Raw genomic sequence first — 24,113 nt, 5'->3', positions numbered from 1 at the left:
CTGAGCATCCTGGCCCGCGCACCGCCGGGAAGGATCGCTTTCTGCGGTGGTGTGTGACCGGCGACTAGGGTGGGTATCGGGTAGTTATCGGGGTCGCAACGATGCTTCCCCACCCAGAAAGTTCCCCACGGCAGGAAGTTTCCCGACGAGCGGCATTCCGCATGGAGCACCCCGCGGGGTGGGCCGCACACAATCGGAACGGAGTGGTGGTGCCCGGTCGTGTCGAGATCGATAACGTTCAGCCGGTCGTTTCCTGTGGCAAGTATCCCGCAAAAGCCGTGGTCGGCGAGGTCGTGCCGGTCAGCGCCGCAGTGTGGCGGGAGGGGCACGAGGCTGTCGCGGCGACCTTGGTCGTGCGCTATCTCGGCCCCGGCTATCCGCAGGTAGCCGAAACTCGACGAGTCAAGGCGGTTCAGGCTCCGGCAAAGCCGGTGACCGACCGGGACGGCAAGGTCGACCAGCAACGGATCAAGCCGCTGTCGCTGCCCATGAAGATGGGTCTGGAGCCCTACGTTTTTCACGGTCAGTTCACGCCCGATCAGGTCGGGTTGTGGACCTTCCGGGTAGACGGTTGGGGCGACCCGATTCACTCGTGGCGGCATAGCGTGGTCGCCAAGCTGGACGCCGGTCAGGGCGAGAACGAATTGTCCAATGATCTCCTGGTCGGCGCCGGCCTGTTCGAGCGCGCAGCGACGGGCGTGCCGCGTGCGCTGCGCGAGCCACTGCTGGACGCGGCCGCGGCGTTGCGCAAGCCCGGCGACCCGGTCACCCGAACCGCACTGGCACTGGGAGCCGAGATCGAAGAAATCCTGGCCGACTACCCGCTGCGCGATCTGGTCACCCGGGGCGAGCAGTACGGCGTGTGGGTGGATCGCCCGCTGGCCCGGTTCGGCTCCTGGTACGAAATGTTCCCCCGCTCGACCGGCGGGTGGGGCGCCGACGGCAACCCGGTGCACGGCACCTTCGCCACGGCTGCCGTCCAGCTTCCGCGTATCGCGGCAATGGGTTTCGACGTCGTCTACCTGCCGCCGATCCACCCGATCGGCAAGGTACATCGCAAGGGGCGCAACAACTCTCCGACCGCCGCCCCCGGAGATGTGGGCTCGCCGTGGGCGATCGGCAGCGACGAAGGCGGCCACGACGCCGTCCACCCGGATCTGGGCACCATCGACGATTTCGACGCCTTCGTCGCTGCGGCCCGCGAGTTGGGCATGGAGGTGGCGCTGGACCTGGCGTTGCAATGTGCACCGGATCATCCCTGGGCGCGCGATCACCGCAACTGGTTCACCGAATTGCCCGACGGCACCATCGCCTACGCGGAAAACCCGCCGAAGAAATACCAGGACATCTATCCGATCAACTTCGACAACGACCCGGCCGGCCTCTACGACGAGGTGCTCCGCGTGGTCCGACACTGGATGGACCACGGCGTCAAGTTCTTTCGCGTCGACAACCCGCACACCAAACCGCCGGACTTCTGGGCCTGGCTGATCGCCGCGGTCAAGGCCATCGACCCCGATGTGCTGTTCTTGTCCGAGGCGTTCACTCCGCCGGCCCGGCAGTACGGCCTGGCCAAACTGGGATTCACGCAGTCCTACAGCTACTTCACCTGGCGCACCGCCAAATGGGAGCTGACCGAATTCGGCGACGACATCGCCAAACTCGCCGACTTCCGCCGACCCAACCTGTTCGTCAACACCCCCGACATCCTGCACGCCGTCCTGCAGCACAACGGTCCCGGAATGTTCGCCATCCGCGCGGTGCTGGCGGCAACCATGGGGCCGGCGTGGGGCGTGTACTCGGGCTACGAACTGTTCGAGCACCGTGCGGTGCGCGAGGGCAGCGAAGAATACCTGGACTCGGAGAAGTACGAGTTGCGGCCGCGTGATTTCGCGGGCGCGCTCGCCGAAGGAAGATCGCTCGAGCCATTCATCACGCAGCTCAACGAGATTCGCCGGCTACACCCCGCGCTGCAGCAGATGCGCACCATTCATTTCCACAGCGTGGACAACGATGCGTTGCTGGCCTACTCCAAGTTCGACCCGGCAACCGGTGACTGCGTGTTGGTGGTGGTGACGCTCAACGCGTTCGGCGCCGAAGAAGCGACGCTGTTTTTAGACATGGCCGCTTTGGGTATGGAGCCCTACGAGCGGTTTTGGGTGCGCGACGAGATCACCGGCCAGGAATTCCAATGGGGGCAGGCCAATTACGTTCGCATCGACCCCGGGCAGGCGGTCGCGCACATCATCAACATGCCACTCATACCGTATGACTCACGAATGACACTGCTACGCAGGCGATGAAACGGACCGGAGGTGAAAGGGATATGAGCCAAGCCGACCAACTCGCTCGGACGCACCTGGCGCCCGATCCGGCCGATCTGTCGCGCCTGGTGACTGGCACGCACTACAACCCGCACAGCATTTTGGGGGCGCACGAATACGGCGATCACACCGTCATTCGAGCGTTCCGACCGCATGCCGCCGAAGTGGTCGCGCTGGTGGGCGACGATCGGTTCCCGATGCAGCACATCGAAGCCGGTCTTTTCGCGGTGGTATTGCCCTTCGCCAATTTGATCGACTATCGGCTGCAAATCACCTATGAGGGCGCCGAACCGTACGTCGTCGCCGACGCGTACCGCTTTCTGCCGACTCTGGGCGAGGTCGACCTGCATCTGTTCGGGGAAGGCCGCCACGAGCGGCTCTGGGAAGTCCTTGGCGCACATCCTCGCTCGTTCACCACGGCCGACGGCGTCGTCACCGGGGTCTCGTTCGCGGTGTGGGCGCCGAACGCCAAGGGCATCAACCTGATCGGTGAGTTCAACGGCTGGACCGGAAACGAAGCCCCGATGCGGGTGTTGGGCTCATCGGGTGTCTGGGAGTTGTTCTGGCCCGGCTTTCCGCTCGACGGTTTGTACAAGTTCCGCGTGCACGGTGCCGACGACGTCGTGACCGAGCGGGCCGACCCGATGGCGTTCGCCACCGAGGTGCCCCCACACACCGCCTCTCGGGTGACACGCAGCAAGTACACCTGGGACGACGCCGACTGGATGACACAACGCGCTCAGCGCAACCCGGTGTTCGAGCCGATGAGCACCTACGAGGTTCACCTTGGCTCCTGGCGTCCCGGACTCAACTACCGCCAGTTGGCTAAAGAACTGACCGAGTATGTGGTGGAGCACGGGTTCACCCATGTCGAATTACTGCCCGTCGCCGAGCACCCGTTCGCCGGATCATGGGGCTATCAGGTGACGTCCTATTACGCACCGACGTCCCGGTTCGGCACACCGGATGAGTTCCGGGCGCTGGTCGACGCGCTGCACCAGGCCGGCATCGGCGTGCTGGTGGACTGGGTGCCGGCGCACTTCCCGAAGGACGCCTGGGCGCTGGGCCGATTCGACGGTACGCCGCTCTACGAGCACTCCGACCCCAAGCGGGGCGAGCAACTCGATTGGGGCACTTACGTATTCGACTTCGGCCGTCGGGAGGTGCGTAATTTCCTCGTGGCCAACGCGCTGTTTTGGCTGGAAGAATTCCACATCGACGGCTTACGGGTGGACGCCGTCGCCTCGATGCTGTACCTGGACTACTCACGCCCCGAAGGTGGCTGGACCCCCAACATCTACGGCGGCCGGGAGAACCTCGAAGCCGTGCAGTTCCTGCAGGAGATGAACGCCACGGTGCACAAGACCGCCCCGGGCATTGTCACCATCGCCGAAGAGTCAACCTCATGGCCGGGCGTCACGCGTCCGACAAACCTAGGCGGCCTTGGCTTCTCGATGAAGTGGAACATGGGCTGGATGCACGACACGCTCGATTACATCAGCCGCGATCCGGTCTACCGCAGCTTCCACCACCACGAGATGACGTTCTCGATGCTGTACGCGTTCAGTGAGAACTACGTGCTGCCGATCAGCCATGACGAGGTGGTGCACGGCAAGGGGACGCTGTGGGGACGGATGCCGGGCAACAATCACGTCAAGGCCGCCGGACTGCGCAGTCTGCTCGCCTACCAGTGGGCGCACCCGGGCAAGCAATTGCTGTTCATGGGGCAGGAATTCGGGCAGCGCGCCGAGTGGTCCGAAGAGCGTGGGCTGGATTGGTGGCAACTCGACGAGCAAGGGTTCTCCAACGGGATCCTGCGCCTGGTCCGCGACATCAACGAGACGTATCGCAGCCATCCGGCGCTGTGGAGTCAGGACACCGTGCCAGACGGCTACTCCTGGATCGACGCCAACGATTCGGGCAACAACGTCTTGAGTTTCCTGCGCTACGGCAAGGACGGCTCGGTGATGGCGTGCGTGTTCAACTTCGCGGGTGCCGAGCACAGCGGATACCGTCTGGGTCTGCCGTCGGCCGGCCGCTGGCGCGAGGTGCTCAACACCGATGCGACGTTGTACAACGGTTCCGGAATAGGCAATATGGGCGGCGTCGATGCCACTGAAGACCCGTGGCATGGGCGGCCGGCCTCGGCACTGCTGGTGCTGCCGCCCACGTCGGCGTTGTGGCTGGAGCCCGAGTAGGGGGCGCTTCAGTAGAGCGCGTTGGCGAGGTTGCGTCGACCGGCGATGACCTCGGGATCGGCCGGATCGAAGAGTTCGAACAGCTCGACCAGCCGGGTACGTACCACGGAGCGGTCATCACCGGATGTGCTGCGCACCAAGGCAATCAGACGATCGAATGCGGCGCTGACATCCTGATTGAGAATCTGCACGTCGGCGGCGACGAGGGCGGCTTCGATGTCGCCCGGCGCGGCATCGGCAACAGCGATCGCGTCCGGGCGTTGTGCCGTTGCGCGGGTGAGGAAGTCGATCTGCCGAATCGCGCCCTTGGCTTCGGCGTTGGCCGGATTGGCGTCCAGTATCGACTGATAAGACGTTTTGGCGGCTTCGAAGTCGCCGTCTTCCAGCTGTTGACGGGCTGCGGCCAGCTCCGGGTCGACAGTCTCAGCCTCGGAACCGGTTGAGCCCCTGAGCTTTCCGGCGGTCGCCGAAAGAATCTGATCCAGCCAGCCGCGCAATTGATCGGTCGGCTGCATCCCCTGGAAACTCGAGATCGGCTGCCCGGCAGCCAATGCCACCACGGTCGGGACGGCGTCTACGCCGAATATCTGGGCGACCCTCGGTGCGACATCGACGTTGACCGTCGTGAACGACCATTTGCCATTGTCCTGCGCGGCCAGGCCCGCCAAGGTGTCGAGCAGTTGGACACACGCGTCGCTGCGCGGTGACCACAACAGCACGATGACGGGCACTTCCTCGGACCGGAGCAGGACCTCGGCCTCGAAGTTGGCCTCGGTGACCGCAACGATTCCGGTGTCACCCTCGGCGGCCGCCGGCGCGGATCCACCGGGAGGGCTGCTGGGCGGCTGAGCGCGCTGCTTGAGACCGGACAGATCGACTGCACCGGCCAGGGCTGGGCCGATAGGAGGTCGCGGACGCGTCACGCCGTCAAGTTTGTCATGCGGACGGGCTACCCCTCCACCCGGTGGCGGCGCCACTCAGACGGCGACGCGGCAGCGCGGAAAATGGCGCCGAAAGGCGCCGTGATCGGCTCATATGACGAAGATCACAGTGCCTCGTCGGCGCATCCGCACCAGCAACGTCGCCAACGCTCGATGGCTGGCTAACTCGCGCGCAGAATCAGGGCGTCGCCCTGACCGCCGGCCCCGCACAGCGCCGCGACGGCGTATCCGGAGCCGCGTCGGGCCAATTCCAGGGCGGCATGCAGCGTGATCCGGGCGCCGGACATTCCGATCGGATGTCCGACGGCAATCGCGCCGCCATTGACGTTGACGATGTCGGGGTTCACGCCGAGTTCGCGGGTAGACGCCAGCGCCACCGCGGAAAACGCCTCGTTGATCTCGATGACATCGAGTTGGTCGACGGAGATGCCTTCGCGGCTTAACGCCTTCTTGATCGCGTTGGCCGGTTGCGACTGCAGGGTGGAATCCGGTCCGGCCACCACGCCGTGCGCGCCGATCTCGGCCAGCCAGCTCAGCCCCAGTTCCTGCGCCTTGGCCTTGCTCATCACCACCACCGCGGCGGCGCCGTCGGAGATCTGGGAGGCCGATCCGGCGGTGATGGTGCCGTCACGGCGAAACGCCGGCTTGAGGCCGGCCAGCGACTCTACGGTGGTGTTTGCGCGGATGCCCTCATCCTCGGTGAACTGCAGCGGATCACCCTTGCGCTGCGGAATGTTGACCGGAACGACTTCGTCGGTGAAGACGCCGTCCTTCCAGGCCGCGGCCGCCTTCTGATGGGATCGCGCAGCGAACTCGTCCTGCTCCTGCCGGGTGAACTTGTCGACGTCGTTGCGCTGCTCGGTCAGGGCACCCATCGGCTGGTCGGTGAACACATCGTGCAGGCCGTCGTAGGCCATGTGGTCGAGCACCGTCACGTCGCCGTACTTGTAGCCCGAGCGGCTGTCCATCAACAGATGCGGCGCCTTGGTCATCGACTCCTGGCCGCCGGCCACCACCACGTCGAACTCCCCGGCACGAATGAGCTGGTCAGCTAGTGCGATGGAGTCGATACCGGACAGACACATCTTGTTGATGGTCAGCGCCGGAACGTCCCAGCCGATGCCGGCCGCCACGGCGGCCTGGCGTGCCGGCATCTGGCCGGCACCGGCCGTCAACACCTGGCCCATGATCACGTAGTCGACCGCAGACGCCGGGACCTTGGCCTTCTCCAGCGCGCCGGCGATCGCGATCCCCCCCAGGTCGCTCGCGGAGAAATCCTTCAGCGAACCCATCAGCTTGCCGATGGGTGTCCGTGCTCCAGCAACGATCACCGACGTCGTCATTACTATCTCCTAAGGCCTACTAGGCGCTCCCTCGATGGCCCTTTCGGCCTCCCGGAGAAGCGCAATCTTTGCCGCCAGGTTACCGTTATGTGATGACGACCGATCAAGTTGACGCCCGTCAGATCTTGGCCACCTCGCTGGTGACGGCGATCGATCACATCGGCATCGCAGTCGCCGACCTGGACACCGCCATCGCCTGGTACCACGACACCCTCGGCATGATCCTGGTGCACGAGGAAGTCAACGAGGACCAGGGAATCCGCGAAGCAATGCTGGCCGTGCGCGGTGCGCCGGCGGGCACCGCACAGATCCAGTTGATGGCGCCGATCGACGACTCCTCGACGATCGCGAAGTTCCTCGACAAGCGCGGACCGGGAATCCAGCAGATGGCCGTTCGGGTCAAGGACCTCGACACGTTGGTCGAGCAGCTCCGCGAGCAAGGCGTGCGACTGGTCTACGAAGCGCCCCGTCGCGGCACGGCAAACTCCCGGATCAACTTCATCCACCCCAAGGACGGCGGCGGAGTTCTGATCGAGCTCGTCGAACCGGCGGCCGCCTGAGCCGGATTTTCAAGACCACTTCCTGGTCGGACCGCGGGTAGCGCGGTGCGCCCAGCACGGGGTGTGCCAATGCCGGCGGTCCTCGACGTGACCCTCGCCTCCCCCGAGCGTCGAATCGACCGGCCATACCACCAGATGTGCTGAACCGGAACGTATTTCGTGATCGCACCCGGGGCACCGGTAGGTCTTGACCGCACGGGCCGCTGACACCGAGCGGACTTCGTACTCGTGGCCGTCGGGCCCGACCTCAACCCGGCGCAACGCCGGCGGCGGCAACGGCGGCTGCCGACGTGGCGGGGTACGGCGGCGAGCCATCTGCTCAGTCTATTCAGAACAGCCGGTACTCGTCGCTGTCCATCCCGCGCATCTTGTCGTAATCCAATGTGAGGCAACGGATACCGCGGTCGGTGGCCAACGTTCGGGCCTGCGGCTTGATCTGCTGAGCGGCGAACACCCCTTTCACCGGGGCGAGCACGGAGTCCCGGTTGAGCAGGTCCAGGTAACGGGTGAGCTGCTCGACGCCATCGATTTCGCCGCGTCGCTTGATCTCCACCGCCACCGAGCCGCCGCGTTCGTCACGGCAGAGCAGATCGACGGGCCCGATGGCGGTCATGTACTCGCGGCGAACCAGCGTGTATCCCTCGCCCAGCAGTTGTACGTGCTCGGCGAGTAGGGCCTGCAGGTGCGCTTCGACTCCGTCCTTGACCAGCCCGGGGTCGACGCCCAGCTCGTGGCTGGAATCGTGTTCGATCTCCTCGACGGTGATCCGGAGTTGTTCGCCCGCTTTGTTCTCGACGACCCACACCGGCGCCTGATCACCGGGCTCCTCGGTCAACCAGCAGGGCGGGCTCATCCAATTGAGCGGCTTGTAGGCGCGGTCGTCGGCGTGCACACTGACCGATCCGTCGGCCTTGAACAGCAGTAACCTGCGGGCGGATGGCAGATGCGCGGTGAGCCGACCGACATAGTCAACGGTGCATTGAGCGATCACTAGACGCACCCGACTCACCTTAGAGCGTGGCCGACAAATTAGGCTGACGCCACCATGTCGGCCAAGCAGTCCGTGGCACAGCGAATAGGCCGGGTGCTCGAGCGAGTTACCCGTCAGAGCGGCCGTCTGCCCACGACGACGCCCGCGTACGGCTCCCTGCTGCTCGGACGGGTGTCGGAAAGCCAAGCGCGTCGTCGGGTGCGCATCCAGATCATCATGACCGTTCTGGTTCTGGGAGCAAACCTGATCGGGATCGGCGCGGGGCTGATCTTGGTCATCGTCGCCATCCCGGTGCCGAGTATTTTCGACGACGCACCCGCGTGGATCACCTTTGGGGCCTCACCGGCCTACATCCTCCTGGCGCTGACGCTGGGCACCTTTTGGATCACCCGCAGAACTGTGCTCGCTTTGCGCTGGGCGATCGAGGAGCGCACTCCGACGCGTGAAGACGAGCGCAACACGTTCATCGCACCGTGGCGGATCGCCTTGGTCGACCTTGTCTTGTGGGGAACCGGCGCGGTGTTTTATACCGTCCTCTACGGGATGGTCAACACGATGTTCATCCCCCGTTTTCTGGTCGGGATCAGCTTCTGCGGAGTTCTGGTGGCCACCGGCAGCTATCTGCTCGCCGAGTTCGCATTGCGTCCGGTGGCGGCCCAGGCGCTTGAGGCCGGTCCGCCGCCACGGCGGCTGACGGCGGGAATCATGGGCCGAACCATGATGGTGTGGTTCCTCGGTTCGGGCGTGCCCATCATCGGCATCGCCCTCCTGACGCTGTTCGAGATATGGCTGCGCAATCTCACCCAGACCCAGTTCGCGGTCGGCGTGCTGATCGTCTCCTCGGCCGCGCTGATTTTCGGGTGCATCCTGATGTGGATCCTGGCCTGGCTGACCGCGACGCCGGTGCGAGTGGTGCGGGCGGCGCTTCAGCGGGTCGAGAAGGGCGACTTGCGCGGCGACTTGGTGGTGTTCGACGGCACCGAACTCGGCGAGCTACAACGGGGTTTCAACGCGATGGTCGACGGCCTGCGGGAGCGCGAACGGGTGCGCGATCTGTTCGGCCGGCACGTCGGGCGCGAGGTCGCCCTCGCCGCCGAACGCGAGATGCCCAAGCTCGGCGGCGAAGAACGCCACATTGCAGTGGTATTCATCGACATCGTCGGCTCCACGCAGCTGGTGACGAGCCGTCCGCCCGCCGAGGTGGTGGCCGTGCTCAACGCGTTTTTCGGGATCGTCGTGGAAGAGGTAGACCGGCACTGCGGGCTGGTCAACAAGTTCGAGGGTGATGCGACGCTGGCGATCTTCGGGGCTCCGAACCGTCTCGAGTCTCCGGAGGACGCGGCATTGGCCGCGGCGCGCTGCATCACCGAGCGGCTGGCCGATGAAATGTCTGAGCTCTCGGCCGGCATCGGTGTGGCGGCGGGTCAAGCCGTCGCCGGAAACGTCGGTGCCAGGGAGCGCTTCGAATACACCGTGATCGGTGAACCGGTGAACGAGGCGGCCCGGCTGTGCGAGCTCGCCAAGTCGCGCTCGAGCCGACTGCTCGCGACGTCCGACGCCATCGAGCATGCAAGCGAAACCGAGCGGGCGCGTTGGTCTTTGGGCGACACTGTGACGCTGCGCGGGCATGACCGCCCGACCCGGCTGGCGTCGCCGATTGACGCCGCTCGACCCGCCCGGTAAAGCGGCCGCAACCGGGACACCCCCGTACCACAGATCGCCGTACACCGCATCTTGGCGGGAGCCCAAATCCCCTTGCCGTCAATAGATTTCATCTATAAGACGATAAAAGACGCAGTATTGACCCGACGATTCGCAGATCCGATAGTGGCGACGGGACGGAGCTCCGGCCCGGCGACCCGAGAAGAGGATTCGTGACAACCGTTGGTTTGCTGGACCGTTCGAGAATTGTTGCCAGGCCTGGATGGAGCCGTTGGCTGGTTCCCCCTGCAGCGCTTTGCATCCATCTGTCCATTGGCTCCGTCTATGCCTGGAGCGTGTTCAAGATCCCGTTGGAGAAATCGCTGCACATCTCCGGCACCGCCAGCGCGATGCCGTTCACGACCGGCATCGTGATGCTCGGCTTGTCAGCGGCAGCGTTCGGCACGCGCGTCGACCACTACGGCCCACGCTGGGCCATGTTCGTGGCCACCGCCTGCTTCTGCAGCGGGCTGGTGATCGCGGCATTCGGAGTCACAGTGCATCAATACTGGCTCGTCGTGCTCGGCTACGGAGTAGTCGGCGGCATCGGGCTCGGTATCGGCTATATCTCGCCGGTGTCAACGCTGATGAAGTGGTTTCCCGACCGCCCGGGCATGGCGACTGGCCTGGCGATCATGGGCTTCGGCGGTGGTGCGCTGATTGCGTCGCCGTGGACAAGCACCTTGCTCGACGCGTTCGGCCGCACGAGCACCGCCGGTGTGGCGAGAACCTTCCTCGTGATGGGCTGCACCTACGCGCTTTTCATGTCGACGGGCTGGCTGTTGGTGCGGGTGCCCGCACCGGGATGGACGCCGGCTGGCTGGGAACCGAAGCCGCACAAGGGTGGAAGGCTGGTCAGCACGGCCAACGTATCAGCGGCCAATGCACTCAAAACGCCACAGTTCTGGCTGCTGTGGGTGGTGCTGTGCTTCAACGTGACCGCCGGGATCGGCATCCTCGAGAAGGCAGCACCGATCTATCAGGACTTCTTCCCGAGCGCCCCCAAAGCGGCCACGCTGGCGTCGGCCGCCGCCGGGTATGTCGCATTGCTGTCGTTGGCCAACATGTTGGGCAGGATCGGTTGGTCGTCATTGTCAGATGTACTGGGGCGCAAGAACATGTACAGGCTCTACCTTGGCGGTGGCGCGTTGTTGTACCTGACCCTGGAATTGATGACGAACTCCGACAAGGTCACCTTCCTCGTCTGCACTCTGCTGATTCTGTCGTTCTACGGCGCGGGGTTCTCCACGATTCCGGCCTACCTGCGTGATCTGTTCGGCACCTACGAGGTTGGCGCCATCCACGGCAGATTGCTCACCGCGTGGTCGGTCGCGGGCGTGCTGGGCCCGGTGATCGTCAACGCGATCGCCGACTCGCAGGAGGCGATTGGAAAACATGGCCCGGATCTCTACGTGGTGTCTTTCGCGGTGATGATCGCTCTGCTGTTCATTGCCATGGTGTGTAACGAACTGATCAGACCGGTGGCCGCCAAACACCACGAGCTTGCGTTGCCCGACAACGCTTTATTGGAGCCCACGACGGCATTTCAACGGCAACCGGAGAAACAACCATGACCACGTCGAACGCTACGTCGCCCCTCGATCGGCGAGTCCAAGCCGGCCTGACCGCGCTGGCGTGGCTCTGGGTCGCCCTGCCCTTCGCGTATGGCATCGGCGAACTTCTGACGAAGGTGACCCAGTTGCTCAGCAACTGAACGAACCACACACGTTAGCCCGGGCTATGACGGGACACTGAGCGGTGCCGTCGCGGTTGCCCTCACCAGGAGCGCTACGAGTAAAAATCCGGCCAACAACAGCGCGCCCACAAACCACGCCGTTGCCGGCCAGCCGCCCACGCCGTAGACAAGACCACCCACGGCGCCGGCCACCGACCCGCCCAGGTAGTAGCTGAACAGATACAGCGCGGACGCCTCCGCGCGGTCCCGGCGTGCCAGCGCGCCCACCCAGCCACTGGCAACGGTGTGCGCGGCGAAGAATCCGCCGGTGAACACGCCGACACCGATGACGACCACGACCAGTGCGTGCGGGACGGTGAGCAGCAGACCGGTCACGGTGATCGGCAACGCGGCGCCGAGCACGAGCCAGCGGCCCCGGCGGTCGGCGAGCCGTCCCGCCACGACCGACGTCCAGGTGCCCACCAGATACAGCACGAACAACAGGCCGACCACCGAGGATGTCAATCCGTAGGGCTGGTCGGTCAGGCGGTACCCCAGGTAGTTGTAGACCGTGACGAATCCCCCCATCAGTACAGATCCCAACGCAAAAAGCTTGAGCAACACGGGGTTTCGCACGTGCGCGACGAGGTTGCGCATGGTGTCGCGCACACCCACCGCCTTGGGGGTGAAGAACTGCGAGCGGGGCACCAGAACGGCGAACACCGCGGTGCCGGTCAGCGTCGCCGCCGAGCAGGCCAGCAGCGCGATCCGCCAGTTGCTGATGTCGACGACCAGAGACGGCACGATCCGCCCGACCAGTCCTCCCACCGTGGTCCCGGCAACATACCGGCCCATCGCCGAACCGAGCGACGAGGCGTGCACCTCCTCGGCGAGGAAGGCCATGGCGACCGCGGGTATGCCGGCGAGCGCAACGCCATGCAATGCACGTCCCACCAGCAGAACGCCAAGGGTGGGGCTCAACGGCAACAACAGTCCGATGCCACTGGACACCAGCCCCGAGGTCAGCATCACGGTGATGCGCCCGTAGCGCTCGGAAAGCACACTCGCCGGAATGATCGACAGCGCCAACATGCCCGTCGTCAACGAGACCGTCAACGCGGCGGCGGCAGGGCCGATCCGGTACGACGCCGACAACTCCGGAAGCAGGGCCTGCGTGCAGTACATCGCGGCGAAACTGGCCAGTCCGGCGCCGTACAGCGCGGCGGTCATGCGCCGGAATCCCTTGGTTCCGGCGCGATGCGCGACGGCAACGTTAGGCATGCTCATGATGCTTCGGGTCTTGCCGTCTAAAAGGAAATGAATTATTTCGCGGTTTATGATGCATAAGGCGCATAAGTTGAGGTGGCAGCGATGGCCGATGGCGACTACGAGTGGTTCATCACACTCGCCGAGTTGCAGCACGTCACGTCGGCGGCCGAGCAACTTCACGTCGCACAGCCGACGCTGACCCGGATGCTGGCGCGGCTGGAACAGCGAGTGGGAGCCTCGCTGTTCGACCGCCACGGCAGGCGACTCGCCCTCAACACCTATGGCCGAATCTTCTACGAGCACGCACGGCGGGCTCAGTTGGAGCTTGATTCAGCAAGGCGCGCGATCGATGACCTGACAAATCCGGCCGTCAGCGAGATCCGGTTGGCTTTTCTGAGTTCGTTCGGGTCGACCGTGGTGCCGCGCTTGATCGCCAGGTTCCGGGAATCGTCTCCGCGAGTGACTTTCACGCTGGAGGAGGGGGCCGCCGAATCGGTCGGCGATCGGGTGCAATCCGACGCCGTCGACATCGGAGTGGTATCACCACGGCCGCGCAAACGAGCGTTGGCTTGGCGCAGCCTGTTTCGTCAACGGCTCGGCGTCGCCGTCCCGGATGATCCCCGCTTCTCGGGCGTCGCGGCGGTATCCATGGCCGATCTGGCCGACGAGCCTTTCGTGACCATGCGAGTCGGATTCGGCATGCGACGGCTGCTCGATGAGCTCTGCGCCGCGGCGCAGTTCCGGCCCCGGATCGGCTTGGAAGCGCCGACTCTCACGACGGCCGCGGGACTGGTCGGCGCGGGGCTGGGTATCAGCCTGATGCCCATCGACGGCAGCGATGACGCACCCGGAGTGCGGGTGCTGCGGCTGACCGACACGGACGCCTACCGCGATGTCGGCATGGTCTGGAATTCCGGTCGACCGCTGTCTCGCTCGGCACGCGACTTCATTGCGGCCGCAGCGGCCGTCGAACACCACGGCTGACAAGTGGGCGCCCGGGTATGACTCAGACCGCGAGTTGGTGATGGCGGGTTCGGTTGCCGCCGCACCGTTTGGCTTCATACATCGCGGTGTCGGCATGGGCGACCAACTGGTGAAACGCATGCTCGGCATATTCGGAGACGATGTTGCTCAACGCCACGGTGGCGATGCCGACGCTGGCGGTCACGGATGCGTTTATTCCGGCAACGGCGTCACACAGCTGTCGACCCCAGCCCGTCAGCTGTTCTGTCGTCACGATGTCAGCGACCAGAAACTCCTCGCCGCCGACGCGCCCGACCAGGGCAGTCTCCCCGCATGCAGTGGTCAGGGTGCCCGCCACCGCGATGAGCGCCTCGTCGCCGGCGGCGTGCCCGCGGGTGTCGTTGAGCTCTTTGAAGCGGTCCAGATCGACCATGGCCACCGCCAGAAACATGTGATGGGCGCCGGCCAGCATCCGGCCGACGACGGCCTGGTTACAGGCTCGCCGATTCAGCAAGCCGGTGAGCGGATCGCGATTGGCGCGCAGCAGGTCCACCCACAGGGCGCGCACCACGACCTGGATGGCAAGCGGAACGACAACGTTGAGTTCCAGGACCAGAAAGTAACCGGTGAAGGCCAGCACCGTATGCCCGACAGCGGCCAGGCGCACCGCTTGCCAGGCCCCGATCGTGCCGGCCAGCACGAAGTTCAGCGACATCAGCCTGGCTGTGTGAAAGAACGCGATGTAGCCGCCGGTCACCGACAGCGCCGAACATGCCATCAGCCCGATGAGTGGCTGGGGTTGCCACAGACAACCGCCGGCGATGGATACGCAGCCGGTCATCACGAAAAAAATGGATTGCCGCCGAGTGGGCCATCCGGACAACCACAGCACCGCCATGCCCAGTCCCAGCACACCGGACACGACCGAGACCGTCAACGCCAGATGCGGATACAACGGGACAGGGCCGCACCACACATTGATCGGCACCAACACCAAGGAGGCGCCCACCACCGCGAGAACCCGGCGGGTGCTAGTGCTGAGGCCATGTGCTTGCAAATAGCCTGTCAGCCAGTCGAAGTGGTCATCTCGGCCCCACCACGTCGCCAGCGACATCATCGGTTCGCCTTTCCCCGAACGCACTCACCCCTACCGGGCCACACCGAAGTTAGTGAGCCGGATCACAGTAAATACCATCGAGCGGTCGGAAATACCTCGAATCGGCGAGAAAGCCGATTGGATCGCTGGAGGCCGGTTAAGCAGCTACCGGAACATTCCACGACGATGTCGCTTTTCCGCCAGTCTTGTCGGTGGCTCGGTGTAACGCTGGAAGCGTGCACGACGATTTCGAACGCTGCTACCGCGCCGTCCAGTCCAAGGACGCCCGGTTCGACGGCTGGTTTGTCACCGCGGTGCTGACCACCCGGATCTACTGCCGGCCCAGCTGCCCGGTGCGGCCGCCGTTCGCTCGTAACGTGCGGTTTTACCCGACCGCGGCCGCCGCTCAGCGGGCCGGCTTTCGGGCGTGCAAGCGGTGCCGCCCCGACGCCTCCCCCGGGTCTCCGGAATGGAACGTGCGCGGAGACCTGGTGGCGCGGGCGATGCGGCTGATTGCCGACGGCACGGTGGACCGGGAAGGTGTCGGCGGCCTGGCCGCCCATCTCGGCTACACCGCCCGACAGCTGGAGCGGCTGTTGCAGGCCGAACTTGGGGCGGGCCCACTCGCGCTGGCCCGCGCACAACGGGCACAGACCGCCCGTGTCTTGATCGAAACCACTGACCTGCCGTTCGGCGACGTCGCATTCGCCGCCGGTTTTTCCAGCATCCGTCAGTTCAACGACACCGTGCGTTCGGTCTTCGAGAATACGCCGAGCGCGCTGCGCCAACGCGCAGCCACACGCTCCGCTCCGGAGCCGAAATCGCCTGGCACAGTGTGCCTTCGGCTGCCGGTACGCACGCCCTTCGGCTATACCGGTGTGTTCGGTCACCTGGCGGCGGGCACGGTGCCCGGTTGCGAGGAAGTCCGCGACGGAGCGTACCGCCGCACCCTGCGCCTGCCGTTCGGCAACGCGATCGTCAGCCTGACCCCAGCCGCCGATCATGTCCGCTGTGTGCTGGTGCTCGACGACTTCCGCGATCTCACAACGGCTATCGCGCGTTGCCGGCGGCTGCTGGACCTCGATGCCGACCCGCAGGCCGTCGACGAAGCGCTCAGCGCGGACGCGGAATTCTGTGCCGTTGTCGCCAAGGCCCCCGGACAGCGGATCCCCCGCACGGTCGACGAAGCCGAACTCGCGGTCCGCGCCGTGCTGGGCCAGCAGGTCTCTACCAAGGCGGCGAGCACCCATGCGGGCCGCCTGGTCGCCGCCTACGGGCAGCCGGTCAACGACCCCGAGAAAACCTTGACCCACACATTTCCCTCTGTCGAGCAGCTCGCCGAAATCGACCCCGTTCATCTGGCGGTGCCCAAGGCCCGACAACGGACACTGAGCGCCTTGGTCGCCGGCCTCGCCGACGGCAGCATCGTGCTGGACACCGGGTGCGACTGGGAAAGTGCCCGAAGCCAATTGCTCGCGTTGCCCGGGGTGGGTCCCTGGACCGCCGAAGTGATTGCGATGCGCGGCCTCGGCGATCCCGACGCGTTTCCCGCCAGCGACCTCGGTCTGCGTCTGGCCGCCAAACAGCTGGGACTGCCGTCGGATGAACGCGCGCTTGTCGAGCGCAGCATCCGGTGGCGGCCCTGGCGTTCGTATGCCACGCAATACCTTTGGACCACTCTCGAACATCCGGTAAACCATTGGCCGCCACAGGAGGTCGCATGATCGAGTACCGCACCATCGACAGCCCGATCGGACTGCTCACCCTGGCCGGCCACGGCTCGGTGTTGACCCATCTGCGGATGGTCGACCAGACCTACGAACCGAGCCGCACCGACTGGTCGCCGAACCCGCAGGCGTTCAGCGAGGCCGTCGAACAACTGGCCGCATATTTCGCCGGCGAGCGCATCGATTTCGACTTCGCATTTGATCTGCACGGCTCCGAATTCCAGCGGCGAGTTTGGCAGGCGCTGCTGACGATCCCCTATGGGGAGACGCGCTCATACGGACAGATTGCCGATCAGATCGGAGCTTCGGGGTCCGCGCGCGCTGTGGGACTGGCCAATGGCCACAACCCGATCGCCATCGTCGTCCCGTGCCACCGGGTAATCGGCGCCAACGGCAGCCTCACCGGCTACGGTGGCGGACTCAACCGAAAGCGAACACTGCTCGATTTGGAGCGCAGCGCGGTGAGCGCGAACTTGACGCTATTCGATTAGAAAAATGCAATAGTCGAGAATGCAAAAACACCCCCGTTGCCGGGGGTGTTTTTGTGTATGTTCGGCGGTGTCCTACTTTTCCACCCGTGTGGGCAGTATCATCGGCGCTGACAGGCTTAGCTTCCGGGTTCGGAATGGGACCGGGCGTTTCCCTGTCGCTGTGGCCGCCGTAACTCTATTTAAATTTGTTTGGTGGGGGGTGTGGTGTTCCGCGGCAAATTGCCGTCGGAATGGACTGTGGTTGCGATTGTATGTTGGTAAGTTTTCGGCCGGTTAGTGCCAGTTCCCTGCACCCATTGCTGGGCTTCCAGGTCTGGCCTATCGATCCCGTGGTCTGCGGGGGGCCTTATCCCTCTAAAAGGGTGAGAAACCTGATCTTGGAGAAGGTTTCCCGCTTAGATGCTTTCAGCGGTTATCCTGTCCGAACGTGGCTATCCAGCCGTGCCCCTGGTGGGACAACTGGTATACCAGAGGTTCGTCCGTCCCGGTCCTCTCGTACTAGGGACAGGTTTCCTCAAGTTTCTGACGCGCGCGGCGGATAGAGACCGAACTGTCTCACGACGTTCTAAACCCAGCTCGCGTGCCGCTTTAATGGGCGAACAGCCCAACCCTTGGGACCTGCTCCAGCCCCAGGATGCGACGAGCCGACATCGAGGTGCCAAACCATCCCGTCGATATGGACTCTTGGGGAAGATCAGCCTGTTATCCCCGGGGTACCTTTTATCCGTTGAGCGACACCCCTTCCACTCAGAGGTGCCGGATCACTAGTCCCGACTTTCGTCCCTGCTTGACTTGTAAGTCTCGCAGTCAAGCTCCCTTGTGCACTTACACTCAACACCTGATTGCCGTCCAGGTTGAGGGAACCTTTGGGCGCCTCCGTTACATTTTAGGAGGCAACCGCCCCAGTTAAACTACCCGCCAGGCACTGTCCGTGAACCCGATAAGGGTTCGACGTTAGGTGTCCAATACGATCAGAGTGGTATTTCAACAACGACTCCATACAAACTGGCGTCTGTACTTCAAAGTCTCCCACCTATCCTACACAAACCGTACCGAACACCAATACCAAGTTGTAGTGAAGGTCCCGGGGTCTTTTCGTCCTGCCGCGCGTAACGAGCATCTTTACTCGTAGTGCAATTTCGCCGAGTCTATGGTTGAGACAGTTGGGAAGTCGTTACGCCATTCGTGCAGGTCGGAACTTACCCGACAAGGAATTTCGCTACCTTAGGATGGTTATAGTTACCACCGCCGTTTACTGGGGCTTAAATTCTCCGCTTCACCTTACGGTTAACGGGTCCTCTTAACCTTCCAGCACCGGGCAGGCGTCAGTCCGTATACATCGTCTTGCGACTTCGCACGGACCTGTGTTTTTAGTAAACAGTCGCTACCCACTGGTTTCTGCGGCCGAATCCCGCTCCCACCGCAAGGGTGTTCACGGTATTCCGGCCCCCCTTCTCCCGAAGTTACGGGGGCATTTTGCCGAGTTCCTTAACCATAGTTATCTCGTACGCCTTGGTATTCTCTACCTGACCACCTGTGTTGGTTTGGGGTACGGGCCGTGTATGTGCTCGCTAGAGGCTTTTCTTGGCAGCAGAGGATCACCGAATTCGCCTCAACCGGCTATGCATCACCTCTCAGGAATATGAGCGACGGATTTGCCTATCGCTCTCCCTACGGGCTTGCCCCAGTATTACCACTGACTGGTACGGCTGCCTTCCTGCGTCACCCCATTGCTTGACTACTACCAGCGAAGGTCCCACGCAGCCCCGAAACTCCATGCCCCCGAAGGGGAATGGTCGATCCGGTTTTGGGTGGTTAGTACCGCTGATTCATCATGGACGCCTATACACGGGTACGGGAATATCAACCCGTTGTCCATCGACTACGCCTGTCGGCCTCGCCTTAGGTCCCGACTCACCCTGGGCGGACTGGCCTGGCCCAGGAACCCTTGGTCTTACGGCGGGCAAGGTTCTCACTTGCCTTATCGCTACTCATGCCTGCATTCTCACTCCCCCACCCTCCACCACCGGTTACCCGGAGGCTTCGCTGAATGAGGGACGCTCCCCTACCCACATCCACCGTACGGTGAATGTGCCGCGGCTTCGGCGGTGTGCTTGAGCCCCGCTACATTATCGGCGCATAATCACTTGACCAGTGAGCTATTACGCACTCTTTCAAGGGTGGCTGCTTCTAAGCCAACCTCCTGGTTGTCTCTGCGACTACACATCCTTTTCCACTTAGCACACGCTTAGGGGCCTTAGCCGGCGATCTGGGCTGTTTCCCTTTCGACGTACGGAGCTTATCCCCCGCCGTCTCACTGCCACGCTTTACACCACGGCATTCGGAGTTTGGCTGACGTCAGTAACCTAGTAGGGCCCATCGGCCATCCAGTAGCTCTACCTCCGTGGTGAACCACGCAACGCTGCACCTAAATGCATTTCGGGGAGAACCAGCTATCACGGAGTTTGATTGGCCTTTCACCCCTACCCACAGCTCATCCCCTCAGTCTTCAACCTAAGTGGGTTCGGGCCTCCACGCGGTCTTACCCGCGCTTCACCCTGGCCATGGGTAGATCACTCCGCTTCGGGTCCAGAACACGCCACTACACCCCAAAGGGGATGCGCCCTATTCAGACTCGCTTTCGCTGCGGCTACCCCACACGGGTTAACCTCGCGACGTGTCCCTGACTCGCAGGCTCATTCTTCAAAAGGCACGCCATCACCCCACGAGGAGGCTCTGACGGATTGTAGGCACACGGTTTCAGGTACTATTTCACTCCCCTCCCGGGGTACTTTTCACCATTCCCTCACGGTACTAATCCGCTATCGGTCATCGAGAAGTATTTAGGCTTACCGGGTGGTCCCGGCAGATTCACAGCAGATTCCACGGGCCCGCTGCTACTCGGGAACTGATACAAGGTAGGTGTCGGGTTTTCGCGTACCGGGCTCTCACCGTCTGCGGCAGGCCATCCCAGGCCATTTCTGCTAACCACGACACTTTCTGACTACCCCTCAGCCAGGTAGAGCTGAGACATATCACTCCCACAACACCGCACACACAACCCCTACCCGGTTATACATGCGTGCGGTTTAGCCTGTTCCGCGTTCGCTCGCCACTACTAACGGAATCACAATTGTTTTCTTCTCCTACGGGTACTGAGATGTTTCACTTCCCCGCGTTACCTCCCGCACCCTATATATTCAGATACGGGTAACACGACATCACTCGTGCTGGGTTTCCCCATTCGGAAATCCTCGGATCAATGCTCGGTTGACAGCTCCCCGAGGCATATCGCAGCCTCCCACGTCCTTCATCGGCTCTCGATGCCAAGGCATCCACCATGCGCCCTTAAACACTTACTTACACACAAGAGTTAAAAAAGAAATTACACATTTCGATGAACACATCAGTCACGAAGGACTATGCGTTCATCTAGATGCTCGCAACCACTATCCAATACTCAAACACCACACCCCACCACCAAGATGGGGGGACTCCACACGGATCGACCGAGTGTTGTCTCAGGGCCCAATAGTGTGTCTGGCAATCATTTGCTGTTGTGCACCCGGTTTTCGTCCACTACAGACGAGAACCCCTCACGGCTCGCACCCCACCAATTGGAGTGCTTTTCGTGGTGCTCCTTAGAAAGGAGGTGATCCAGCCGCACCTTCCGGTACGGCTACCTTGTTACGACTTCGTCCCAATCGCCGATCCCACCTTCGACAGCTCCCTCCCAAGGGTTAGGCCACTGGCTTCGGGTGTTACCGACTTTCATGACGTGACGGGCGGTGTGTACAAGGCCCGGGAACGTATTCACCGCAGCGTTGCTGATCTGCGATTACTAGCGACTCCGACTTCATGGGGTCGAGTTGCAGACCCCAATCCGAACTGAGACCGGCTTTAAAAGGATTCGCTTAACCTTACGGCATCGCAGCCCTTTGTACCGGCCATTGTAGCATGTGTGAAGCCCTGGACATAAGGGGCATGATGACTTGACGTCATCCCCACCTTCCTCCGAGTTGACCCCGGCAGTCTCTCACGAGTCCCCGGCATTACCCGCTGGCAACATGAGACAAGGGTTGCGCTCGTTGCGGGACTTAACCCAACATCTCACGACACGAGCTGACGACAGCCATGCACCACCTGCACACAGGCCACAAGGGAACGCCTATCTCTAGACGCGTCCTGTGCATGTCAAACCCAGGTAAGGTTCTTCGCGTTGCATCGAATTAATCCACATGCTCCGCCGCTTGTGCGGGCCCCCGTCAATTCCTTTGAGTTTTAGCCTTGCGGCCGTACTCCCCAGGCGGGGTACTTAATGCGTTAGCTACGGCACGGATCCCAAGGAAGGAAACCCACACCTAGTACCCACCGTTTACGGCGTGGACTACCAGGGTATCTAATCCTGTTCGCTCCCCACGCTTTCGCTCCTCAGCGTCAGTTACTGCCCAGAGACCCGCCTTCGCCACCGGTGTTCCTCCTGATATCTGCGCATTCCACCGCTACACCAGGAATTCCAGTCTCCCCTGCAGTACTCTAGTCTGCCCGTATCGCCCGCACGCTCACAGTTAAGCCGTGAGATTTCACGAACAACGCGACAAACCACCTACGAGCTCTTTACGCCCAGTAATTCCGGACAACGCTCGCACCCTACGTATTACCGCGGCTGCTGGCACGTAGTTGGCCGGTGCTTCTTCTCCACCTACCGTCAATCCGAGAAAACCCGGACCTTCGTCGATGGTGAAAGAGGTTTACAACCCGAAGGCCGTCATCCCCCACGCGGCGTCGCTGCATCAGGCTTGCGCCCATTGTGCAATATTCCCCACTGCTGCCTCCCGTAGGAGTCTGGGCCGTATCTCAGTCCCAGTGTGGCCGGACACCCTCTCAGGCCGGCTACCCGTCGTCGCCTTGGTAGGCCATCACCCCACCAACAAGCTGATAGGCCGCGGGCCCATCCCACACCGCAAAAGCTTTCCACCAAAAGACATGCGTCTAAAGGTCCTATCCGGTATTAGACCCAGTTTCCCAGGCTTATCCCGAAGTGCAGGGCAGATTGCCCACGTGTTACTCACCCGTTCGCCACTCGAGTACCTCCGAAGAGGCCTTTCCGTTCGACTTGCATGTGTTAAGCACGCCGCCAGCGTTCGTCCTGAGCCAGGATCAAACTCTCCAAACAAAATCTCCTCGCAGAACGAGGTGAATTCAAATCAGAGATACCTGACAAGACGCCAAAAACTGGCATCAAATAAACGGCCATACCGACACACGGGGAGTGTTTAAGTATGGCCAAAAAACAACAACAAAATAAAAAGACCAAACACACTATTGAGTTCTCAAACAACACTTGTTTCGCCCGTTTTGGGGCAACCCTGCCAGCTTAATACAGATCCGGCAGGTAAGTCAACTCCCGGTTTTGATCTTCTAGAGACCGTCTCGGGAGCAGCCGTGCCAGGCTAGTACCAATCCAGCGAGGGAGTCAAGGCCCCGCTTTCGTCCACCTTCGCGTTGGTGACCGCGCTTGTGGGGCACTGACTTTGGTTACTGTACCCGCTCGATCTCCGCTCCCAAAATCGCCAGGTTTTCCACGAACAACGGGTAGCCCCGATCGATGTGGAAGACGTCGTGAACCTCGGTGTCTCCGTCGGCGACAAGCCCGGCCAACACCAGGCCGGCGCCGGCGCGGATGTCCGAACACCAGACCGGCGCACTCGATAATTGCGGCAGACCCCGTACGACGGCATGGTGTCCGTCGGTCCGGGCATCGGCGCCAAGGCGAATCATTTCTTCAACGAAGCGAAAGCGCGCCTCGAAAACGTTCTCGGTGATCATCGACGTCCCGTCGGCAATCGACGCCAGGGCAATCGCCATCGGCTGCAGGTCGGTCGGGAATCCGGGGAATGGCAGCGTCGCGACATTGACCGCCTTCGGGCGCTCGTACTGCGTCACCCGGAAGCTGTTGTCCGTCTGGGTCACGGTCGCGCCGGCGTCGTGCAACTTGTGCAGCACCACCTGCAGGTGTGCCGGGTCGACGCCGGTCACCGAGATGTCTCCGCGGGTTATCGCGGCGGCGATCCCCCAGGTGGCGGCGACGATGCGGTCCCCGATCACGCGATGCTCGGTCGGATGCAGCCGCGGGACCCCGGTGATGGTCATCGTCGGCGAACCCGCGCCTTCGACCTGCGCGCCCATCTGGTTCAGCATCGTGCACAGATCCACCACATCGGGCTCGCGCGCCGCGTTATGAATGGTGGTGACACCCTCGGCCACGACCGCGGCCATCAGAATGTTCTCGGTGGCTCCCACCGAGGGGAACTCCAACTGAATCTCCGCGCCGCGCAACGTATCGGCCTGTGCCACCACACATCCGTGCTCGATGTTGCATTGCGCACCGAGTTGGCGCAGGCCGGCCTGATGCATGTCCAGGGGACGCGATCCGATGGCGTCGCCGCCCGGGAGCGCGACGCGGGCGCGCTTGCACCGGCCGACCAGCGGTCCCAACACGCACACCGACGCCCGGAACTGCCGCACCGCGGCGAAGTCGGCATCGTATTTCGGCTCATCCGGCGAGGTGATCCGGGCGACGTCACCGTCCAGTTCGACCGTTGCGCCCAGGCCCCGCAGCACCTCTGCCATCAGCGGTACGTCGAGGATGTCGGGGCAATTGGTGATCGTGCTGGTGCCTTCGGCCAGCAGCGCCGCGGCCATCAGCTTGAGCACGCTGTTTTTTGCGCCCCCTACTGCGACTTCGCCTGACAACCGGTTGCCACCAGTCACCACGAATCGCTCAGCCACCCGCGTCAGTCTAGTGAAGCCCTATCGCCTTGTCAGTCGGCC

At 63.0% G+C, this 24,113-nt stretch carries 16 protein-coding genes and 3 rRNA genes; 9 read left to right on the top strand and 10 right to left on the bottom strand.

Annotation, left to right across the window (positions count from 1 at the left end; genetic code table 11):
* The first annotated feature begins 209 nt into the window (after positions 1-209).
* The gene (locus A5625_RS12115; RefSeq protein ID WP_232003619.1) at positions 210-2,303 is read left to right on the top strand and encodes an alpha-1,4-glucan--maltose-1-phosphate maltosyltransferase; all 2,094 of its coding nucleotides are present in this window, start codon (positions 210-212) and stop codon (positions 2,301-2,303) included.
* A gap of 23 nt (positions 2,304-2,326) precedes the next feature.
* The gene (gene glgB, locus A5625_RS12110; protein WP_066993491.1) at positions 2,327-4,522 is read left to right on the top strand and encodes a 1,4-alpha-glucan branching protein GlgB; all 2,196 of its coding nucleotides are present in this window, start codon (positions 2,327-2,329) and stop codon (positions 4,520-4,522) included.
* Positions 4,523-4,530: 8 nt separating this feature from the next.
* On the opposite strand, the gene A5625_RS12105 is transcribed toward glgB, so the two are convergent.
* Together A5625_RS12105 and A5625_RS12100 are read right to left on the bottom strand one after the other, a co-directional pair.
* A complete protein-coding gene (locus tag A5625_RS12105) occupies positions 4,531-5,445 on the bottom strand; it encodes a co-chaperone YbbN (protein ID WP_066993488.1) in 915 nt (304 codons plus the stop codon).
* A 179-nt stretch (positions 5,446-5,624) separates the two neighbouring features.
* Positions 5,625-6,806 carry an acetyl-CoA C-acetyltransferase gene (locus A5625_RS12100; RefSeq protein WP_066993485.1) on the bottom strand — a complete coding sequence of 394 codons (1,182 nt, stop codon included), beginning with the start codon at positions 6,804-6,806 and terminating at the stop codon, positions 5,625-5,627.
* 89 nt (positions 6,807-6,895) lie between these two features.
* Between A5625_RS12100 and mce the strand changes: the two genes are divergently transcribed.
* Positions 6,896-7,366 (top strand): methylmalonyl-CoA epimerase, encoded by a 471-nt coding sequence (gene mce / locus A5625_RS12095; protein ID WP_082984379.1) that lies wholly within the window; start codon positions 6,896-6,898, stop codon positions 7,364-7,366.
* A 9-nt stretch (positions 7,367-7,375) separates the two neighbouring features.
* Here mce and A5625_RS28330 read toward each other — a convergent pair whose 3' ends face one another.
* Entirely contained in the window at positions 7,376-7,681 is a 306-nt protein-coding gene (locus A5625_RS28330; protein ID WP_082984378.1) for a hypothetical protein, read from the bottom strand.
* A 13-nt stretch (positions 7,682-7,694) separates the two neighbouring features.
* Complete coding sequence (gene nucS / locus A5625_RS12090; RefSeq protein WP_066993480.1) at positions 7,695-8,366, bottom strand: endonuclease NucS; 672 nt, start codon at positions 8,364-8,366, stop codon at positions 7,695-7,697.
* Positions 8,367-8,411: 45 nt separating this feature from the next.
* Between nucS and A5625_RS12085 the strand changes: the two genes are divergently transcribed.
* From A5625_RS12085 to A5625_RS29585, 3 genes are all read left to right on the top strand, one after another.
* On the top strand, positions 8,412-10,040 hold the full coding sequence (locus tag A5625_RS12085) for an adenylate/guanylate cyclase domain-containing protein (RefSeq protein WP_066993477.1): 1,629 nt from the start codon (positions 8,412-8,414) through the stop codon (positions 10,038-10,040).
* A gap of 209 nt (positions 10,041-10,249) precedes the next feature.
* Positions 10,250-11,632, top strand: coding sequence for an OFA family MFS transporter (locus A5625_RS12080; RefSeq protein WP_082984381.1), 1,383 nt, complete (start codon positions 10,250-10,252; stop codon positions 11,630-11,632).
* On the top strand, positions 11,629-11,772 hold the full coding sequence (locus A5625_RS29585; RefSeq protein ID WP_197516058.1) for a hypothetical protein: 144 nt from the start codon (positions 11,629-11,631) through the stop codon (positions 11,770-11,772). Before A5625_RS12080 ends, A5625_RS29585 begins: the two co-directional genes overlap by 4 nt.
* A gap of 24 nt (positions 11,773-11,796) precedes the next feature.
* On the opposite strand, the gene A5625_RS12075 is transcribed toward A5625_RS29585, so the two are convergent.
* On the bottom strand, positions 11,797-13,020 hold the full coding sequence (locus A5625_RS12075) for an MFS transporter (protein ID WP_232003618.1): 1,224 nt from the start codon (positions 13,018-13,020) through the stop codon (positions 11,797-11,799).
* Between the two features lie 84 nt (positions 13,021-13,104).
* Between A5625_RS12075 and A5625_RS12070 the strand changes: the two genes are divergently transcribed.
* Positions 13,105-13,986, top strand: a complete 882-nt coding sequence (locus A5625_RS12070) for a LysR family transcriptional regulator (RefSeq protein WP_066993580.1) — start codon at positions 13,105-13,107, stop codon at positions 13,984-13,986.
* Between the two features lie 22 nt (positions 13,987-14,008).
* On the opposite strand, the gene A5625_RS12065 is transcribed toward A5625_RS12070, so the two are convergent.
* Positions 14,009-15,082 (bottom strand): GGDEF domain-containing protein, encoded by a 1,074-nt coding sequence (locus A5625_RS12065; protein WP_066993577.1) that lies wholly within the window; start codon positions 15,080-15,082, stop codon positions 14,009-14,011.
* A 215-nt stretch (positions 15,083-15,297) separates the two neighbouring features.
* Here A5625_RS12065 and A5625_RS12060 point away from each other — a divergent pair, with 215 nt between their 5' ends.
* Together A5625_RS12060 and A5625_RS12055 are read left to right on the top strand one after the other, a co-directional pair.
* Entirely contained in the window at positions 15,298-16,785 is a 1,488-nt protein-coding gene (locus A5625_RS12060) for a DNA-3-methyladenine glycosylase 2 family protein (protein ID WP_066993474.1), read from the top strand.
* The gene (locus A5625_RS12055) at positions 16,782-17,279 is read left to right on the top strand and encodes a methylated-DNA--[protein]-cysteine S-methyltransferase (RefSeq protein ID WP_066993472.1); all 498 of its coding nucleotides are present in this window, start codon (positions 16,782-16,784) and stop codon (positions 17,277-17,279) included. The genes A5625_RS12060 and A5625_RS12055 overlap by 4 nt, the downstream gene beginning before the upstream one ends.
* Before the next feature lie 59 nt (positions 17,280-17,338).
* Here the strand turns inward: A5625_RS12055 and rrf are convergent.
* The 4 genes from rrf to murA all read right to left on the bottom strand — a co-directional run bounded on the left by rrf (position 17,339) and on the right by murA (position 24,071).
* Positions 17,339-17,451: ribosomal RNA gene (gene rrf / locus A5625_RS12050) — 5S ribosomal RNA — on the bottom strand.
* Positions 17,452-17,532: 81 nt separating this feature from the next.
* A 23S ribosomal RNA gene (locus A5625_RS12045) occupies positions 17,533-20,641 on the bottom strand.
* Positions 20,642-20,924: 283 nt separating this feature from the next.
* Positions 20,925-22,455 (bottom strand): 16S ribosomal RNA (locus tag A5625_RS12040).
* The 16S, 23S and 5S rRNA genes sit together here, the layout of an rRNA operon.
* A gap of 362 nt (positions 22,456-22,817) precedes the next feature.
* Positions 22,818-24,071 carry a UDP-N-acetylglucosamine 1-carboxyvinyltransferase gene (gene murA / locus A5625_RS12035; RefSeq protein WP_066993470.1) on the bottom strand — a complete coding sequence of 418 codons (1,254 nt, stop codon included), beginning with the start codon at positions 24,069-24,071 and terminating at the stop codon, positions 22,818-22,820.
* Positions 24,072-24,113 lie beyond the last annotated feature (42 nt).

It is taken from the genome of Mycobacterium sp. 1465703.0, from assembly GCF_001672975.1.
Taxonomy (GTDB): Bacteria; Actinomycetota; Actinomycetes; order Mycobacteriales; family Mycobacteriaceae; genus Mycobacterium.
The sequence above is the reverse complement of the archived record's forward strand: the minus strand, read 5'-3'. Positions and strand labels throughout refer to the sequence as shown.

Excerpts from the sequence above, each read along its gene's own strand:
- A5625_RS12100 (WP_066993485.1), bottom strand. The coding sequence starts at position 6,806 with ATGACGACGTCGGTGATCGTTGCTGGAGCACGGACACCCATCGGCAAG.
- A5625_RS12075 (WP_232003618.1), bottom strand. The coding sequence starts at position 13,020 with ATGAGCATGCCTAACGTTGCCGTCGCGCATCGCGCCGGAACCAAGGGA.
- A5625_RS28330 (WP_082984378.1), bottom strand. The coding sequence starts at position 7,681 with ATGGCTCGCCGCCGTACCCCGCCACGTCGGCAGCCGCCGTTGCCGCCG.
- A5625_RS12085 (WP_066993477.1), top strand. The coding sequence starts at position 8,412 with ATGTCGGCCAAGCAGTCCGTGGCACAGCGAATAGGCCGGGTGCTCGAG.
- glgB (WP_066993491.1), top strand. The coding sequence starts at position 2,327 with ATGAGCCAAGCCGACCAACTCGCTCGGACGCACCTGGCGCCCGATCCG.
- A5625_RS12065 (WP_066993577.1), bottom strand. The coding sequence starts at position 15,082 with ATGATGTCGCTGGCGACGTGGTGGGGCCGAGATGACCACTTCGACTGG.
- A5625_RS12055 (WP_066993472.1), top strand. The coding sequence starts at position 16,782 with ATGATCGAGTACCGCACCATCGACAGCCCGATCGGACTGCTCACCCTG.
- A5625_RS12070 (WP_066993580.1), top strand. The coding sequence starts at position 13,105 with ATGGCCGATGGCGACTACGAGTGGTTCATCACACTCGCCGAGTTGCAG.
- A5625_RS29585 (WP_197516058.1), top strand. The coding sequence starts at position 11,629 with ATGACCACGTCGAACGCTACGTCGCCCCTCGATCGGCGAGTCCAAGCC.